General features: G+C 34.3%; 16 protein-coding genes. 10 read left to right on the top strand and 6 right to left on the bottom strand.

Features of this window, described 5'->3' with window-relative positions:
• Positions 1 to 2: 2 nt before the first annotated feature.
• Positions 3 to 3,521: a nitrate reductase gene (locus M0D21_RS17425; RefSeq protein ID WP_248331948.1), complete on the bottom strand. Its 3,519-nt coding sequence runs from the start codon at positions 3,519 to 3,521 to the stop codon at positions 3 to 5.
• A gap of 570 nt (positions 3,522 to 4,091) precedes the next feature.
• Here M0D21_RS17425 and M0D21_RS17420 point away from each other — a divergent pair.
• Genes M0D21_RS17420 through M0D21_RS17385 form a run of 8 tightly spaced genes read left to right on the top strand, consistent with a single transcriptional unit; the run spans position 4,092 to position 11,275 of the window.
• Positions 4,092 to 4,520, top strand: coding sequence for a globin family protein (locus M0D21_RS17420; protein ID WP_248331946.1), 429 nt, complete (start codon positions 4,092 to 4,094; stop codon positions 4,518 to 4,520).
• A gap of 51 nt (positions 4,521 to 4,571) precedes the next feature.
• Positions 4,572 to 5,420 (top strand): c-type heme family protein, encoded by an 849-nt coding sequence (locus tag M0D21_RS17415; RefSeq protein ID WP_248331944.1) that lies wholly within the window; start codon positions 4,572 to 4,574, stop codon positions 5,418 to 5,420.
• Between the two features lie 12 nt (positions 5,421 to 5,432).
• Entirely contained in the window at positions 5,433 to 5,915 is a 483-nt protein-coding gene (locus M0D21_RS17410; RefSeq protein WP_248331942.1) for a hypothetical protein, read from the top strand.
• Positions 5,916 to 5,926: 11 nt separating this feature from the next.
• Entirely contained in the window at positions 5,927 to 6,967 is a 1,041-nt protein-coding gene (locus tag M0D21_RS17405) for a ferredoxin--NADP reductase (protein ID WP_248331940.1), read from the top strand.
• A 3-nt stretch (positions 6,968 to 6,970) separates the two neighbouring features.
• Positions 6,971 to 7,693 carry a cytochrome c3 family protein gene (locus M0D21_RS17400; protein WP_248331938.1) on the top strand — a complete coding sequence of 241 codons (723 nt, stop codon included), beginning with the start codon at positions 6,971 to 6,973 and terminating at the stop codon, positions 7,691 to 7,693.
• 9 nt (positions 7,694 to 7,702) lie between these two features.
• Positions 7,703 to 8,065, top strand: coding sequence for a hypothetical protein (locus M0D21_RS17395; protein WP_248331936.1), 363 nt, complete (start codon positions 7,703 to 7,705; stop codon positions 8,063 to 8,065).
• A 4-nt stretch (positions 8,066 to 8,069) separates the two neighbouring features.
• On the top strand, positions 8,070 to 9,473 hold the full coding sequence (locus M0D21_RS17390; RefSeq protein ID WP_248331934.1) for a cytochrome c biogenesis protein ResB: 1,404 nt from the start codon (positions 8,070 to 8,072) through the stop codon (positions 9,471 to 9,473).
• Positions 9,470 to 11,275 (top strand): cytochrome c biogenesis protein, encoded by a 1,806-nt coding sequence (locus M0D21_RS17385; RefSeq protein ID WP_248331932.1) that lies wholly within the window; start codon positions 9,470 to 9,472, stop codon positions 11,273 to 11,275. The genes M0D21_RS17390 and M0D21_RS17385 overlap by 4 nt, the downstream gene beginning before the upstream one ends.
• Positions 11,276 to 11,567: 292 nt before the next feature.
• Here M0D21_RS17385 and M0D21_RS17380 read toward each other — a convergent pair whose 3' ends face one another.
• Genes M0D21_RS17380 through M0D21_RS17365 form a run of 4 tightly spaced genes read right to left on the bottom strand, consistent with a single transcriptional unit; the run spans position 11,568 to position 15,832 of the window.
• Positions 11,568 to 12,386, bottom strand: coding sequence for an ABC transporter ATP-binding protein (locus M0D21_RS17380; RefSeq protein WP_248331930.1), 819 nt, complete (start codon positions 12,384 to 12,386; stop codon positions 11,568 to 11,570).
• 12 nt (positions 12,387 to 12,398) lie between these two features.
• Positions 12,399 to 13,262: an ABC transporter ATP-binding protein gene (locus M0D21_RS17375; protein WP_248331928.1), complete on the bottom strand. Its 864-nt coding sequence runs from the start codon at positions 13,260 to 13,262 to the stop codon at positions 12,399 to 12,401.
• 15 nt (positions 13,263 to 13,277) lie between these two features.
• Positions 13,278 to 14,375: an ABC transporter permease gene (locus M0D21_RS17370; protein WP_248331926.1), complete on the bottom strand. Its 1,098-nt coding sequence runs from the start codon at positions 14,373 to 14,375 to the stop codon at positions 13,278 to 13,280.
• A 53-nt stretch (positions 14,376 to 14,428) separates the two neighbouring features.
• Positions 14,429 to 15,832 carry a CmpA/NrtA family ABC transporter substrate-binding protein gene (locus M0D21_RS17365; RefSeq protein ID WP_248331924.1) on the bottom strand — a complete coding sequence of 468 codons (1,404 nt, stop codon included), beginning with the start codon at positions 15,830 to 15,832 and terminating at the stop codon, positions 14,429 to 14,431.
• 383 nt (positions 15,833 to 16,215) lie between these two features.
• Between M0D21_RS17365 and M0D21_RS17360 the strand changes: the two genes are divergently transcribed.
• Positions 16,216 to 17,037, top strand: coding sequence for a type IV pili methyl-accepting chemotaxis transducer N-terminal domain-containing protein (locus tag M0D21_RS17360; protein WP_248331922.1), 822 nt, complete (start codon positions 16,216 to 16,218; stop codon positions 17,035 to 17,037).
• A 10-nt stretch (positions 17,038 to 17,047) separates the two neighbouring features.
• On the opposite strand, the gene M0D21_RS17355 is transcribed toward M0D21_RS17360, so the two are convergent.
• Positions 17,048 to 17,734: a response regulator transcription factor gene (locus tag M0D21_RS17355; protein WP_248331920.1), complete on the bottom strand. Its 687-nt coding sequence runs from the start codon at positions 17,732 to 17,734 to the stop codon at positions 17,048 to 17,050.
• Between the two features lie 257 nt (positions 17,735 to 17,991).
• On the opposite strand from M0D21_RS17355, the gene M0D21_RS17350 reads away from it, so the two are divergent.
• The coding region (locus M0D21_RS17350) for an alginate export family protein (protein ID WP_248331918.1) at positions 17,992 to 18,832 on the top strand (841 nt) is incomplete at its 3' end.

The following is an 18,832-nucleotide window of genomic DNA, read 5'->3' as shown; positions in this document are numbered from 1 at the left end:
AGCTAAGCCATTTGTAACATCTGATTCAACACTTCTTTTACCTCTGGCTTACAGCTACCACAACCTAAACCAGCACCCGTCTTGGAGCATAACTCCGCAAAATCATTACAACCAGACTTGATTGCTTCTTCCAAATTTCCTTCCCCTACTTGACTACAAGAACAAATAAGCTTACCCAATACTGGCTCTCCCGAGTTTACAGATCGTAGTAACTCTTCTCTTTTTTCAGACAACTCAATCTTCTCTTCTATCAACCTTTTAAAATCTGCGAATTCATTTTTATCTCCCATTAGTATAGCGCCTAACAATCGATCATCTTTAACAATACACTTTTTATAGAAGCGTTTTCTAACATCCATCAGGATCACTTCTTCATACGATGGATCGTTTTTAGGGATATCTATATTGCCAATACTACACAGGTCTAAATCTTCAAACTTTAAGATGTTCATAAACACAGATCCCTTATAAATAGCACTATAGTCTCCTAGTAAATACTTTGCCACAATATCGGCCTGCTGCTCTGCAGCTGCAGTAATACCATATAAATTCCCTTCGAACTCTGCTATCTCTCCAATTGCAAAAATATCTGGATCACTAGATTGTAAATATTGATTTACCAAAATCCCCCTTCTAAATTTTAAGCCATTTTTCTTGGCTAGGTCTATATTAGGGATCGTACCAATAGAATACACAACAGCGTTACAATTGAATGACTTTCCAGATTTTAAGTTCACTTGAAGATCACCTTCTTTTTGATTAAAAACAGTATCGACTTCGTTATCAAAATGAATCTGTATTCCCTTTTCAATCACATCCTCGGCTAATAAACGACTTGCTACAATATCTAATTGTCGCTCCATAAGTCGATTTCCTCGCTGTACAATGGTTATTTTTATTTCTTTTTTTCGCAGGGCAGCAGCTAACTCTAAACCTAGCAATCCTCCTCCAACAATAGTAACATGCTGCTCTTTTTCTGGCAAGCCGGTTTGATTTAAGTAATGTTTGAGTTTATCAGCATCTCCTCGATTTCTCATGGTGAACCTTCCCGGCAAATGCAATGGCACTTCTTTAGGAACAAAAGCCCTACTACCCGTTGCCATCAAAATAACATCATAAGTATGCTTTACTCCATTACTATCAATGATACATTTTTCTTCCCGGTTGATTTCTTCTATTGGATTTGAAGTAAATAAAGTCACATTAAGAGATTCCATACTTCCTTCTCGCATTTTCTGCAATTGTTCCCACTTCAATTCTTCACTTACATATTCTGGAAGCAATACTCTATTATAAAATGGATACGGCTCTTTAGAGAATACTACAATCTCATCTTCTTTATTATACTCTCTGTATGTTTGAATAAAACGATATGCAGCTGTGCCAGCACCAACGATACAAATCTTTTGTTTTTCCTTCTTATATTTTGAAACCTGTACAGCCGAAAACTTAAAATCTGGTTCCTTAGAAATAGGATCTACAATACTAGTAGTTAAGTTATTTGCCCTACCAAAGTCATTTCCTAAAACCTTACCCCAGTGCATGGGTAGAAAAACCACTCCTTTACCAATTGCATCTGATATTTTTATTTTCACCTGTACCTTACCTCGCTTACTTTGAACTACTGCAATGTTACCTTCTTTTAGCTCTCTCAAAAAAGCATCTACCCTATTTATTTCCAGATAGGGATCAGGAATATGAGTAAGCAACCTATTAACCTTACCTGTTTTTGTTCTCGTATGCCATTGATCTCTTACTCTTCCTGTAGTCAATATTAACGGGTAGCTGTCTGTTAAAAGTTCTGAAGTAGGTTTAGTAAATCTGGGAACTACAAACTTCGCATTCCCGGTATCTGTGTAGAACTTTTTATTTTCAAACAATCTAGGGGTTCCAGAATGGTTGGTTTCAGGCACCGGCCATTGAAAACTCCCCTCATTTTTAAGACGCCTATAGCTTAATCCAGAAATATCAATATTTGTTCCTTTGGTAAGCTTACAATGCTCTTTATATACTTCTTCTACAGAATTATAATCGAACCCTTTGTAGTTCATTTTTCTAGCAAAATTCCATAAAATCTCTGCATCTGGTAATGCTTCTCCGGGAGGATCTACAACTTTATTTAAATATGTAATCCTGCGTTCGCTATTAGTCATAGTCCCCTCCTTCTCTGCCCATCCAGCTGCAGGAAGCAATAAATCTGCATACTCCGTTGTTTCGGATCGATGTGATATATCCTGAACAATAACAAATTTTGCGTTTTTTAATGCTTTTTCAATTTTGTTTGCATTAGGGAGACTAACCAACGGATTGGTACAAATTATCCAAACGGCTTTTAATTTTCCTTTTTCTAAAGCATCAAACATTTCGGTAGCAGTGAGGCCTGGTTTAGCAGAAATCTCTTGACCTCCCCAAAAATTCGCGACCTCACGTCGATGAGATTCATTGGCCAAATCCTTATGAGCGGCCAATAAATTTGCCATACCGCCAACTTCTCTACCTCCCATTGCATTTGGTTGACCTGTAAGAGAAAAAGGACCTGACCCAGGCTTACCAATATGACCTGTGAGCAAGGATAAATTGAGTAAAGCATTATTTTTATTTACTCCAATAGAACTTTGATTAAGTCCCATAGCCCATAGCGTGATAAACCCTTTTGCATTAGATATATATGAGGCTGCCTTTTTAATATCACCAACGGTAATTCCACAAATTTTGGCAGCTTCACTAAGTGAAGTAGCTTGTAACGAAGTTTTTAAAGCTTCAAAGTTATCGGTATGATTGGCAATAAAGTTTTTATCTATTTTTCTTCTTTCAATTAATCGTTTTGCTATGGCATTGTATAGTACCACATCGGTACCAGGTAAAATTTGCAAGTGAAGATCTGCAATATCACATGACTGCGTTCTTCTGGGATCAACAACAATAATTTTGGTATTAGGATTTTTTTCTTTGTGCGCTTCTATTCTTCTAAACAAAATTGGATGACACCATGCTGGGTTTGCACCGGCGATCATAAAACAATCTGCAAGCTCTATATCCTCATATGCTATAGGCACACTGTCTTCACCTAACGCTTGCTTATACCCTACCACCGCGGAGCTCATACATAATCTAGAATTTGTATCTACGTTATTGGTTCCTATAAATCCTTTAGCCAATTTATTAACCAAATAATATTCTTCTGTTAAACATTGACCAGAAACGTAAAACCCAACACTATCTGGGCCGTATTTCTTTATCATTGTTTGAAACACCGAAGCCGCTCTTCCCATGGCCTGCTCCCAAGACACCCTTTGCCGTTCGTGCCCTTTACTCCATCTCATTTCCGGATAAAGAATACGATCACTCTTATCCTGAACCACATGATGTAAATTCATTCCTTTGGTACATAACTTACCGCGGTTTACAGGATGATCCTTATCTCCTTCCACAGTAATTACTCCTTTAGAATCTCTCTTTGCTATAATACCGCAACCTACACCGCAATACGAACATGTTGTTTTATATGATTTAGATACCATAGATATGTCTTAAACTACTATAAAGTACCCAAAACTAAGTATTATTACTTAAAAAAAATAGTTTTAGCTATAGAACCATATGCTAAAAAAATAGAATTACGAATTTTATAAAAGAATCAAAATATAAAATGAATCCATTAAAAAAAGTATGGGTTTATTAATCAAATTTCAAACTACTATAAATGATTAATTCTCTAAAGCAAGAAGTTAAACATGTTTATAGTAGAACTTCTCTTCTATGAAGCTATCCAAAGTAAATTTAAGATTCTTAAAAAATGATAGTTCTTTTTAGCACTTCCTTAAAACTTCAAAAATAAGTCCTAATACGTATTTTTATCAATACTGAAAATTAAAAAAATTAAAATTACAATATTTTCAATTAAAAAGTTAAAAAAATTACAATAAAATACTTTTTTATACTTTTTACACTAAAAAAGCATCAAAAAACCATGTTTACCTAACAATAATTCATTTGTAATATCAAATTTGATTAACTACTTTTAATTCATAATTAAGTATTTATACTTAAAAAAATACTCGTCAATATTAGTAATCACAAACATTTTAATTATGGAGAAAAAAACTATCGAATTGGTACAAAGCTCTTTTAACAAAGTTGCCCCTATCGCAGATATAGCTGCAGAAATTTTTTATAATCGTCTATTCGAGTTAGACCCAAACCTTCAACAACTATTTCCTTCAGACAATAAGGAAGCTATGAAAGGACAAGGAAATAAATTAATGACGATGTTAGCTTCTGCAGTGGCGGGATTAAATGATCTTGATAAACTAGTCCCCATCTTAGAAAACCTAGGTAAAAGACATGTAGAATACAAAGTAGAACCTCATCATTACGAAACTGTAGGGACTGCCTTGTTAGACACTCTTGATATAGGACTGAAAGAAGAATTCTCTCCAGAAGTTAAACAAGCTTGGACAGATGTGTATTTAACGATGGCTACAGTAATGAAAAAGGCCGCATATGATACCGTTTCATAGCCCATATTATCATCCCTCTTAAAAGTATCTAATATTAAAACCTGTAACGAAATGAAAAATCAAAAAAACATATTTCCCTTTGTACTTTTTATCTCATGTCTATCCTTAACACTTACAAATTGTGGTGGTGTTCCTGAGGAATCCTCTATGTCTTCTCCTTCTGATAAAATTTTCAAAGTAGAAGATGTACTTACTATGATTGCAGAAGAGAACGATGTTACTCGCACCCTGTACACTAAAGGGATTGTTGGAGCCGGTAAAAAACAAGGTTTAAAATTTGACGAAGATTGGCAGGATGAGGATGTAGAAGCTGGACCACTACCCGCATTATTCTTAAGAGGAATTTCTTCAGACATTAGAAAAAGCCCAGTACCCTTAGGGTTATATTTAGGCTCAGATTTTCCTATTAACGCATCTAACAAGTTTACTGGAAAACAGGCTGAACTCTTTAAAAAAATAAAAGAGACTCAAAAGCCTCAACACTTTTATGAAGAAGACCAGAAGTTGTACACTTCTATGTTTGCAGACTTAGCCGTTGCAGCCCCATGCGTAAATTGTCACAATGATCATAAAAACACCACTAAAACCGATTGGAAACTGGGAGATGTTATGGGAGCAACCACATGGCAATATCCCTCAGATTCTCTTTCTATTAAAGAAACTATCAATGTGATTCAGGCTTACAGAAATGGAACCAAAGCTATTTATAATGCCTATTTGGCAGAAATATCAAAGTTTAAAATAGATAGCACAAAACCAGAAATAGGTCAAAAATGGCCTTCAGAGGGGTTTTTCCTTCCTACAGCAGAAGTTTTTATCGATAGTGTAAGAAAACTAACATCTTACCATACCTTAGAACTTCTACTATCAAAAAAAGGATCTGAAATAGCTTCAAATTAAAACGAAAAGCGAATGACAAAAGGGTCATATAACCTACTTTACACAGGAATCATCTTATTTGTTTTATATGTCACACAATACATATTTGATCTAAAATGGCAGTGGCTTTACACACTCCAGCTAGATGAAAACTATAAAAGATGGTCAGGGTTACTAATTTCAATTTTCATACTATTTCAATGGGTGCTTACCATTACCAGAACATCTAAAAAACTAAGACCATACTCTCAAAAATATGTTGTTTTACATAAATGGATAGGAGTAATTTCACCAGTGTTTTTCTATGTACATGCTCTAGAGTTTGGGTATGGATATTTAGCCTTATTATCATATGTATTTTTTACCAATATGCTTTTAGGAACCGTTAATCTAGACATTATTAAAAGTCATAAAAACTGGGTGTTTCAATCTTGGATGATTACCCACGTAGCCCTTTCTATTGTTATCACCTTTATAATGTTTTTTCATATAGGAGTTGTTTTCTATTACAAATAAACTAAACAATTATGATACTAACAGTAAAAGAAATCATTCATGAAACTGATGATGCCGTAAGTGTTGTTCTCAAAAACAACAGTTTTTTCAATAAGATTAAATATAAAGCAGGACAGTTTTTAACAGTCAAAATTCCTTTTAAAAACAAGATTGAAAAAAGAGCTTATTCTTTTAGCAGTAGCCCCGTTACAGATAAGTTTTTAAAAATAACTGTCAAAAAAGTAAAAGAAGGATTAGTCTCAAATTATATCTGCAATTCTTTAAAGGCTGGTCAAAAGTTAGAAATCGAAAAACCTGCAGGTAGTTTTTTCATAGAACCGGATAAAAATGCAAAAATCAAATATGTACTTTTTGCGGCCGGAAGTGGAATCACCCCCATTTTCTCGATTATCAGGACTGTTTTAGAAAAAGAACCTTTGTCCTCTATAGTATTAATATATGCTAATAGAGATGAACGTTCCATCATATTCAAAAAACATCTAGAAGATTTAAGCCAACTTTATGCTGATAGATTTGCAGTTGAGCATATTCTTGAAAAAAACCAAAATGACGCCTCAAACTACCATCAAGATTTACTTAACGAAGAGTTAACCACAGATATACTTACAAAACACGACTTACAATATTCTGATGGGAAGTATATGATGTGTGGCCCTCCAGGTTTTATGGAACAAGCAAAGAAAATACTTGCCAATAACGGGATACAAAGAAATCGTATAAAACTTGAAGCTTTCAAGGCGGATTTTGTTACTTCAAGTGACGCCAAAGACCTGTTAAGCAATGTAACTCTGTATTTTGACAATAAGAAGCATACTCTTGATGTCCCTGGTGACAAGACCATACTGCAAGCGGCTCTTTCTAACAATATTTTGTTGCCCTACTCCTGTAGATCTGGAATGTGCAGTAGCTGTAAAGCAAAATGTGTTACTGGTGAGGTGAAAATGATAGATGGTCATTTTCTTTCAGATGATGAAGTAGCAGAAGGTAGTATCCTTACCTGTGTTAGCTTTCCGAAATCGAGTACAATTGGAATAAGTTTTATGAATGATTAATTTATGTTTTCAAAAAACCCATTACGTAAAAGACAATATATTGGATCATTAACAGGGATAAGTATTGGTATTTTAATCTATATTCTACTCCCTCTCAAACAATCAGAAACCTATTTAAGTCTAGGCCCTTTAAACACTGGACACGAAGGGTTATCATGTAGCTCATGCCATACTGATGCTAAAGGAAATCTTTGGCAACAATTACAATCAAACATGGCGTATACCTTTGGAATGAGAAAAACCATGACCGACTTTGGAACCGAAAATGTTGATAACAAAAAATGTCTCGACTGCCATAATCGACCAAATGACAGACATCCTACTCACCGTTTTTTAGAACCGAGATTTAAAGAGGCAGTTACCAATATTAACGCCACTCAGTGTGAAACTTGTCATAGAGAGCATAATGGTACTCGAGTAGTACTAAAAACCGCAAATTTTTGCATGAATTGCCATTACGACTTAGAAGTAAAAAATGACCCCATAGATGTCCCCCACGAAAAACTGGTAGCTCAAAAACAATGGAGCACCTGTTTACAGTGCCATGATTTCCACGGAAACCATATTTACAAAGTGGCAACGGTAATGAAAGACACTATTCCGTTACAAAAAATACAAAACTATCTACAAGGAGGAACAGATCCTTTTTCAAGTGAAAAAAGTCATAACCCATTATCAGAAAAAGAATGGTTAGCATTAAAACAAAAATACATCCCCTCTAAATAATAGCGCACTATGAAAAGAGAAAGAATTCTACAGAACATATCTTTAACTAGTATCCTATTGTTATTAGTTAGCTGCTCAAAAGTACCTGACTGTAATTTACCTGAAACTGTACATTACAATTCTCATGTAGCAGATCTTATCGAGATTCACTGCTTCAAATGTCATGCACAAGATGTTTATAAAGAAAAAGCATCAAGAGTTAAAATATTCAACTATGAAACCTTACGAGAAATGGGAGAAAGTGGTCAGTTAATGGGATCGGTTACTCATAAAACAGGTTACATCGCGATGCCTTACAAAAGAGAAAGCAAAATCGATAGTTGCACTATAGAACTTTTAAAAAAATGGGTTGAAACCGGAATGCAGAAATAACAGAATGAATCTTTTAAAACATGTACTTAACATTCTTTTTTCAACCAAAGTTACGGGCACTTTATTAATTATTTTTGCAAGTTCAATGGCGATTGCCACTTTTATAGAAAACGACTACAATACAGAAACTGCAAAAGCACTGGTTTACAACGCAACTTGGTTTGAAGTTTTATTGCTACTTATTAGTGCAAACTTCATTGGCAATATTTACAAATACAAATTATTCAGCTGGAAAAAAGCTCCCATATTTCTTTTCCATATTGCATTCATCATCATTATTTTGGGCGCTGGTATCACAAGATATAGAGGATATGAAGGGTTAATTACCATAAAAGAGGGAGAGCTTAATGATAAAATGGTCTCTGTAGATAGTTATATCCAAGCTCAGGTTAGCAATGGCAATATTGTTACTAATTTCATCAGTTCTCCTCTATTTATGAGCGAATTAGGAAGTAATACTTTCCAGAAAGAAATTATGCTAGATAGTTCATTAATCAAAATTAATTTAAAAAAATACATTCCAAAGGCAAAATACATTCTTGAAGATAATAAAAAAGGCAAAACTAACTTACATATAGTTATTGCCAACAATCAGGAAAGAAAGGACTTTTATATTGAAGAAGGAACCCGTGAACATATGTATGGAATACCCATTTCATTTAATTATCACACTCCTTTACAAAATGATATTATTATTAAAAAAAAGAATAATCAGTGGCTCATTTCATACCCTGAAATAACAGACTATTTCGATATGTTATCTAATAAAGCTAGTTCTTTTCCTAAAGACACATTGATACCATTACAGCTAAAAGTTCTAAACAACTTCAAAGGTTCTTCTCTAGTATTTAACGAGATAAGAGAGTCTTCAAAGAGAGCTTTAATTTCCGATCTAAGCTACGCAGCAAAAAAAAACCCCGAATCTGCCATTATTCTTGAAGTAGCTTCTGGCAAGATTACAAAACAAATCACTTTATTTGGAGGTCCGGGTTATGCCAATCCTCCCACTAATGTATTCATAAATGGATTTCATTTAAACCTGAGATACGGCTCCAAAGTCATTAAACTTCCTTTTAACCTATATCTATCAGACTTTATTTTGGAACGGTACCCAGGTTCAGAAAGCCCCTCCGCCTTTTACAGCAAATTAGAAGTTCAAGACAAAAACAAACTTTTTTACCATACCATATTCATGAATAATGTTATGAACTACCGAGGATACAGGTTTTTTCAATCTGCCTATACCCCAGACGAACTGGGAACTATTTTATCTGTAAATCACGATTATTGGGGAACTTTGGTAACCTATATAGGGTATGGGTTACTAGGGCTAGGAATGCTCCTAACTCTTTTATGGAAAAGCTCTCATTTCGGCACAACACTCACGATTATAAAACAAAACCATTGAAAAGAATACTCTTCTATATTTTAGTGCCTTTTTTAGGCTTTTGTCAAACCTCAAAAGCACAACAACTACATAACCTAAAACTATATGAATTAATAGAACGACAATGGATAGATAACGAACATGCCAAAAAATTTGCAACCATTCAAGTTCAAGATTTTCAAGGACGAATAAAACCTATTCATACCTTGTCTTTAGAACTTTTGAGAAAAATATATGGAAAAAGTAGCTTTACATACACTAGCGACAATAACCAACAAAAGACAATATCTCCAACACAGGTATTTCTTGGCATGCAATTTAAACCTGACTCCTGGCAATTAATCGAATGCATAAAAATTAGCAGTAAAATTGTTCCATTGCTGCAAAAACATATTAACATTAACAATAAAGGGTATAGTTCTGCATCGCAGTTTTTTGATTTTAGTGGCGCATACAAGATAAAATCACTTGTAGACAATGCGTATGCCAAAGCACCAGGCAAAAGAACTACATTCGATAAGGAAATCATAAAGGTAGATGAGCGCGTCAACATTTTGTTAGGAATCTTCAATGGTCAATTCTTAAAAATCTTTCCCAAGAAAAACGATCCCAATCAAAAATGGTATGCTCCGTCGAACAACGAAAACAAATTTTCAGCAAACGATTCTATAGTATTCAGTACATTTTCAAGAATTTATTTTAGTCAACTACAACAAGGATTAAATAAAAAAAACTGGGCTCATGCAAATGAAACGATTGAACTTATTAAGGGATTTCAATCCCAAAACGGAGAGAACAATTTGATAAAAGCAACGAAGATAAAATGGGAAATCTGGTATAACAATCGTTCGATTTTTCTTTTCTGTTTAATTGCCTACTGCTGTTTATCTGTTTTATTACTCACTATTGCCTTTGTCTCTACATTTTCTGAAAGATCATCTACACTTATAAACCTAATTGCAAAAGTATTGCTATTCTTGTTCCTCATACTCTTTTTATATCACGGGTTTGGGTTAGCACTAAGAACATATATTTCTGGCCATGCCCCTTGGAGCAATGGTTACGAAGCTACTTTATTTATAGCTTGGGTGACTGTTCTAGCCGGTTTAGTATTTTCAAAAACCAATCTTTTCTCTATTTCCGCCGCATCTATGTTAGCTACTTGTTTATTAGGAATCGCTCATGGAAGTTTAATGAATCCAGAAATTACAAATCTTGTTCCTGTGCTTAAATCATATTGGCTCCTTATTCACGTAGCAGTAATTACAGGAAGTTATGGTTTTTTGGCTTTAGGATCTATACTAGCTTTGATTTGTTTAATTCTACTAACAACCAACCACTACCGCTATAAGGAAAAAACATTACTTTCGATTCATCACTTAACCTATATAAACCAACTAACTACTACAATTGGTCTTTTTCTATTGACTGCAGGAACCTTTCTAGGCGGTATTTGGGCTAATGAATCCTGGGGTAGATATTGGGGATGGGATCCAAAAGAAACCTGGGCATTAATAAGCATTATGACTTACTCATTTGTTCTTCATTTAAGGCTTATGTTGTCTAAAAATTTTATTTACCTGTATAATGTGTGTTCTCTTTTCGCAATCGCCAGTATTATTATGACGTTCTTTGGCGTAAACTTTTATTTATCAGGCCTGCACTCTTATGCCAAAGGAGACTCTTTTCCCATTCCTGATTGGATATATATAGCTGTAATACTACTCATTTCAATTTCAATTTCACCGCTCATATTTCAAAAATATTTCGCTAAAAAAACCGGTTACAATAAAATTGTAACCGGCAACACAAGAAACACTTAAAGCTACTCAATGTCTTTAAGGTTTCAACACTAAGTCTTCCTATTTATATATTTTTTAAGTGCAACACATAAACGTTACACATATTTATTAAATGTTTCATAAACTTCAAGGTGGGCGAATAATTTATGTCTTTACCAATGTTGATTATATCTACAACATGTAGTATCCCTTTATAAACATTTCTTATTCTACTTCTAAGATACCAATAATAGTTAAATAGTAGGGAAAATAAGTAAATTTTTAGCAAAAAATAAAGGACTAATAAATAGCCCTTTATAATTCTATTATGCTTTTAATGCTCTAGAAAGTTTATAAGATGCTCTCTATAATTGTAGTAATCGGGATGATCCAGAACATCTTTTCTTAAACGAGGCCTCTCAAAATCTATCTCCAAAATATCACCAACTTTGGCTCTAGGACCGCTGGTCATCATAATAACTCTATCTGCTAGAAATATAGATTCATCTACATCATGCGTAATCATGATAGCAGTTATTTTTTCTTGATTCCAGACTTCTATCAAAACATCCTGTAGTTCTCCCCTGGTTAAAGAATCTAGCATTCCAAAGGGCTCATCTAACAACAACACTTTAGGTTTTATAGCAAAAGCTCTTGCTATACCTACCCTTTGTTGCATTCCTTGTGACAAGTCCTTTGCTTTTTTATACATAGCATCTTCGAGACCTACTTTTGAAAGGTAATACTTTACAATATCATCTCTATCTCTTTTTGTACCATGCGCAAAAACTTGTTTTACGCCTAGCATAACGTTTTCATAGGCCGTCATCCAAGGCAAAAGACTTGGTGATTGGAAAATCACTCCCCTATCAGGACCAGGACCTTTAATGGTTTGATTATTAACCACGATAGTTCCTCTAGAAATTGGGTTTAATCCTGCGATCATAGTCAACAAAGTAGATTTACCGCAACCAGAATGCCCTATTATAGAGATAAACTCTTCATGCTTAATCTTCAGATCAAGGTCATCTAACACCACATAGTCCCCTTTGGGTGTAGGATAAATCTTTGTTAGCTGTGATATATCCAGCATATATTTATCCTCAAAAATCCCATTATCTGTTCTTCGAGTTGTTTTTTCAATTGTTTCCATTCTACTTTGCTTTTAGCTAAAACTTAATCTTCCAAACGGAGTTGGCTTAATTCTAGGCTTGATATCTGGCAAGGTGTACGTATTTTCCTTTTTAGAAGCTCTTTGCTCACCTATTTGAATAAGATATTCTATAATCCCGTTTCTCAACTTTTTATACTCCTCATTATGATTTAATGCTGTTTTATCTCTAGGTCTCTCTAAATTGATTTTATACTCTGGCCCTAGAGTTGCTTTTGGTCCAGGTTTTAAAGGAATAATGCGATCTGCCATTAAGATTCCCTCATCAACATCGTTGGTAATTAATAAAGCAGTTTTCTTATCCTTATTCCAGATCTTTAAAATCTCCTGTTGCAAATTACCTCTGGTTAGTGCATCCAAAGCACTCAATGGTTCATCCATGAGAATTACTTCAGGACTCATAGATAATGCCCTAGTAACAGAAACTCTTTGTCTCATACCTCCAGAAAGTTCTTTGGGCAATTTGTTTATCGCAGGAGAAAGGTTCACCATTTCAACATAATCTTCTACCCTTTGAGACCTATCTTTTTTACTCATTTTACCAAACGCTTCTTTTACAGCCATTCCGACATTATTTCTAACATTCAACCATGGCAGTAGTGAGTAATTCTGAAAAATCACTCCACGTTCATGACTTGGCCCAGTAACAGGCTCTCCTTTAAAAAGCACTTGTCCTTCATCGGGCATCATTAATCCTGAAATTAAATTAATTAGAGTTGTTTTACCACTACCTGTGAAGCCTACTATAGCCACAAACTCACCTTCTTCTATTTCCAGATTTATATTTGACAATACTTCGGTGCGGTCTTTTCCTGTGCCGAAGGATTTCGAAACATTTCTTAATTCTATATAGGCCATATGCTTAAACTTTAATTATGCAGTTTCTTCTGTAAACGTGACAAACTTTTGAATTGTTAACATGATTCTGTCTAAAAGGAATCCAATAATCCCAATCACAAACATGGCTACGATAATTTTTGAATTAGAATCATTGGCTCCGTTTTGAAACTCTTCCCAAACGAATGATCCAAGACCAGGACTTTGTGCTAATAACTCAATAGCAATAAGTACCATCCAGGCCACAGATAATGTAATTCTCAATCCTGTAAATATCAGCGGAAACGAAGACGGTAAAATAATTTTAAAAACTTTTTGCCCCACACTTAACTGAAGTACCTTTGCCACATTGATATAATCTTTATCTACAGACGAAACTCCCATACTGGTATTTACCAAAGTTGCCCACATAGAACATAGACCTACACTTATAAATGATATAATAAATGAACTATCTGAATCTGAGTTTCGAGTTAATGTTTTAACGATCATAAAGACTAACAACAACCATACTACGGGCGAGACGGGTTTAAAGATTTGAATCAACCAATTCACTGAAGAACGTAACGTTTGACTTAATCCTAACATTATTCCTATGGGAACTGCTATAAAGAAAGCAAGCAAAAACCCTGCAAACACCGTTTTTAAACTTGTAAATATTTGATCGACAAAAGACGGTCTTCCTGTGTACTTTATAGGTGTAAGTCCTTGCGCTTCTCTCTTTTCATTTGTAGCTGCTACTTTTTCTGCAAAAGCAGCTTTCTTCTCAGTGATTACTGCATGATCTGCCAACAGCGCTTTGTAAGCGGTCCAAACCTGAACCGGAGAAGGCAGTGTATTTGGCTGACAACTTACATCACCAGATTCTATACATGTTCTCATTTCTAATGCTGCTGCTTCACCTCTATCGGTTAATGCTTTTTCAATTCTTGCATCCTTTTCTATATTATAAAGGTATGTAGCACCGGCATGCCAGAGAATCAAAAACAAAACAACAGAAACAATTGGTAGCAACACCTTTTTAAAAAGGGCAATAATATTTTTCTTAACTTCTTCTCCACTTGCTAAACGAATTGCAGGTTCGAAAAAACCAAGTCCTACAAAATTCAGAATGTGAATTGATTTATCTTTCATCTTTCTAATTTTTAAAATTTAAAGAGCGATCCTAAAAGTTGTGATTTGTTATCTTATTCGATACTAGATACTCCTTCTGTATTTTCTTTATTTCCGATAGAGAAACTGTTAATATATCCTAACGGATCCTTAGCATCATATTTTTTTCCATCGATAAAGTCTGTAGTAGCTGGCTTATACCCATCTGTCTTAGGTAATTCTGAAGCTTCTAGATGACCTTCTTCTACCAATAGATTTGCAGCTTTTTCCCAGATATCTGGACGATAGATTTCTTTAATTTTATTAGCATACCATTCTGCAGGTTTGCTTTCTGGAATTTGTCCCCATCTTCTCATTTGAGTTAAAAACCAAATTCCATCAGAGTAAAAAGGATATGTCGCATCGTAACGATAGAACACGTTGAAATCTGGCATTTCTCTTTTATCCCCTTTTTCAAATTCAAATGTTCCAGTCATAGAATTTGCCAAAACCACTTCATCTGCTCCAACATACTCTGGCATTGATAATATCTTTACAGCTTCTTTTCGATTTCCTGGAGCGTCTAACCATTTACCTGCTCTTATTAAAGCTTTTGTTACTGCAACAGCAGTGTTAGGGTATTCTTCCATAAATTTTTTGGTCATAACAAATACCTTTTCTGGGTTGTTTTTCCAGATATCATAGTTTGTAGTAACTGGTACACCTATACCTTTAAAAACCGCCTGCTGATTCCATGGTTCTCCAACGCAATACCCATAAATCGTTCCTGCTTCTAGAGTTGCCGGCATTTGAGGTGGAGGTGTTACAGACAATAACACATCGGCATCGATTTGTCCTTGAATATTATCCTTCGAATACATTCCTGGGTGAATTCCTGCTGCGGCTAACCAATATCTTATTTCATAATTATGTGTAGATACTGGAAAAACCATACCCATCTTAAATGGTTTTCCATCATTTTTATAACTATCTATTACTGGCTTAAGTGCTTTTGCAGAAATAGGATGTACAGGCTTACCATCTTCTCCGACGGGAACATTTGGTTTCATCTTAGACCAAACATCGTTAGAAACCGTAATACCATTTCCATTTAAATCCATTGAAAATGCAGTAACTAATTCTGCCTGTCTTCCAAAACCAGCTCCAGCTGCAATAGGTTGACCTGCCAACATATGTGAACCATCAAGCTGACCATCTATAACACGATCTAACACATTTTTCCAATTTGATTGTGCCTCAACAGAAACAAAAAGACCTTCATCTTCAAAAAAACCTTTTTCTTTGGCTATAGCTAATGGAGCCATATCCGTTAACTTAATAAACCCAAATGTTAGTTGCGGTTTCTCTATAAGTAATTTAGAAGTTTCTTCTTTGGTCTCTTCTCCCCCAGAAGCAACCGCTTTTTCTTTTTTACCACCACATGATACTAGTACCATGGCAGTAATCATCATTATAATGTTAAGATGTAATTTTTTCATAACTATGTGTTTTGATAAATTCGCTAATAGAACATTTCAAAACTACGTATAATTACTTATTTATGATGGTAATTTATTTCAAAAAACAAGTATTAAGCTCATTATTACGTATATGAAAATTATACCCTCCCTTAATTCAAGATTCAATAATTTTAACTTCCAAAAATTATGTATATTGAAAAATCAAAAAACTTCTACCATACAAAAACCTGTAAGTAAGTTATTTACGTATAAAAAATACGGCTAGCCCCTTGAGGTATCTAAATATTAATTCCTAATTTCACCTCAAAATACTACGCTACATCCAGATACTTACTCAATATCAAGTGTTACGTATTTTTACTTACATTTTATAACCCACAAAATAATTAAACGCTATGAAAATGAGATTTTTAAACACCCTAATAATCATTACTCTTATTTGCTCGGTTAATGCAACAGCGCAAACACAGAAATTTGGTTCTATAGACTATAGTAAAGCAATAAATATCTCTGGGAAGCAACGAATGTTGTCTCAAAAAATGTCTAAATCTTATCTTTTAATATCAAAAGGAATTGTAAACGATAATATTAAAAAGGAAGTAAACTCCAGTAAGTTCATCTTTGAAAAACAATTAGACATACTAAATCAAAATGCTACGGGGTCTGCGATAAAACTATCAATAAAGAATGTAAAAAAAATCTGGGAAGAATTTAAACCCATTATAGAATCAACACCAAGCATTGAAAATTCAAGTAGAATTATGCAATTAAACACTAATCTTTTAAGAGCTAGTAACGAACTTGTTCTTAGTATTGAAGCGAGTTCAAATTATAACAATCAGTTCTTTAATAATAAGAATCAAGATTTAATAAACACTATCAATGTTTCCGGAAAACAACGCATGCTATCACAAAGGTTATGTCTTTATTATACAGGACTTACTATGTTCGAAAACAAAAAAATAGATTACAGAAGGATATTAACCACTGTATTTGATGAGTTTGACAGTGTTATAGGAGACCTTTTAATAAGTAGTTATAACAATACCGAGATAGAAGAAGAACTTGGTTCTGTGATGTCTATGTGGGAAAAATTTCAGTTAAATAAACGAGCATTTTTAAACGGAGAATTTACTCTGGAAGAGGTGTACAACACCACAAATGAACTCACAAAGAGCTTTAACAAGATCACAGGTGCTTATGAATTAATTGCAGGAAAATAGCAGTGAAGTATTATTGAATTATTCCAAACTCCCTGGCTTTGTTACTTAGTTCAAGAACGTTCTTAACTCCCATTTTTTTCATCAAATTAAATCTATGAACTTCAATAGTACGTTTACTTATATTCAATTCTTCGGCAATATCTTTATTGGTTTTTCCAGATACCGCCAAATGCAGTATTTGATTCTCCCGCTTGGTAAGGTCAAAAGGATTTGTATTAACTTTCTCAGAATCATCAGAAATAGTTTCTTGAGAAACTTGATTTTGATTTGTTACATCTCCAGATTTAATTCTCTTAATCAAAATGGAAGAAACATCTCCGCTAAAGTATTTTTCTCCATTACTTACGGCAGTGAGTGCTTTCAAGAATTCTTCTTTACTAGAACCTTTCAACAAATACCCATCTGCTCCCGCATTAATAGACTGTAAAATGTACTCATCAGAATCATGCATCGACAGCATAATAGTTTTAATAGGTAAGTTTTTGGCCACCACTTCTTGTACCATTTCTATACCCGACATTTCTGGCATTCTTATATCACAAATAGCAATATCTGGTGATAGGGAAGCAATCATATCTAAGCCTTCAGAGCCATTTGCCGCCTCACCTACTACTTCGTATGATTTTTCCTCTTCAAGAATGGCACGAATACCGTCTCGAACCATAAAATGGTCATCTACTAAAACTATTTTAACCATAAATAATCGAATAACTTTTTTAATTGATGGTTCTTTACTCAAACCCCTCAAATATATGAATATTTCAAAAGTAGACACTTAAAATTGAACAAATGAGAAATAAAAGTACGTATTTTTATCTAATAAAAACATTAAAATTAAGTATTAATACTTAGTTTTGTCTAGGTATTTTTAATAATTAACCATTCGCTAATAGAATTATAGAAATATCAATTATGTACAAATAGTAAATAAGTACAACAACAAAAACTAGTCAAATGAGAAACAAATTATACTTCGCCTTACTACTTACGGTAGTGGCATTTAAGGGAAAAGCACAAGAATTAAGTATCGATGCAGATATTAGGCCACGATTTGAATACCTGAATGGTTTTGGGAGCTTAATTCCTGATGGAGTCGATGCTGGAACATTTGTGCAACAACGTTCAAGATTAAATTTTGGATACAAACAAGAGAAATTTTCTGCTCTTGTGAGTGTTCAGGATGTAAGTATTTGGGGAGACACTCCACAAATTGCTGCAGCCGATGGTAATGATAGTTTCTCTTTGGCGCAGGCCTGGATAGATTTTAAGTTTGGTAGCGGTTGGTCTACAAAGCTAGGAAGACAGGCATTGGTATATGATGACCAAAGAATATTTGGAGGTCTGGATTGGGCAATGCAAGGAAGATTTCATGATGCTGCCTTATTAAAATATGCCAAAAACGGTTTAAAATTAGACATTGGTATTGCTTTTAATCAAAATGGAGTACGTACACAAACTACATTATTTGATCCTAATAACGGCGGTAATGCCAGAGCGGTATTCGATTATAAAGGAATGATCTATGCATGGCTACATAAGGACTGGGAAAAATTCTCAGGAAGTCTTTTAATTGCGAATAACTCTTACCAAAATCTTGAAGGACAAACCCCTGTAGATGGTACTGTAAGACGACAAACTTTTGGAACTCACTTGGTAGCAAAACCAGCAAAAGGATTATCTATAGCAGCCAATATATATGGACAAACAGGTGATTTTACCGAAGATGTAGAGCTTTCTGCATACAATGCGTTACTAGAGCTTACCTATAAGCCAGGGAAAACATTATTTGGTTTAG

Origin of the sequence: Aquimarina acroporae (genome assembly GCF_023195925.1) — a bacterium.
GTDB lineage: Bacteria > Bacteroidota > Bacteroidia > Flavobacteriales > Flavobacteriaceae > Aquimarina > Aquimarina acroporae.
Note: the sequence above shows the minus strand (reverse complement) of the source record. Positions and strands in the feature narration are given on the sequence as shown.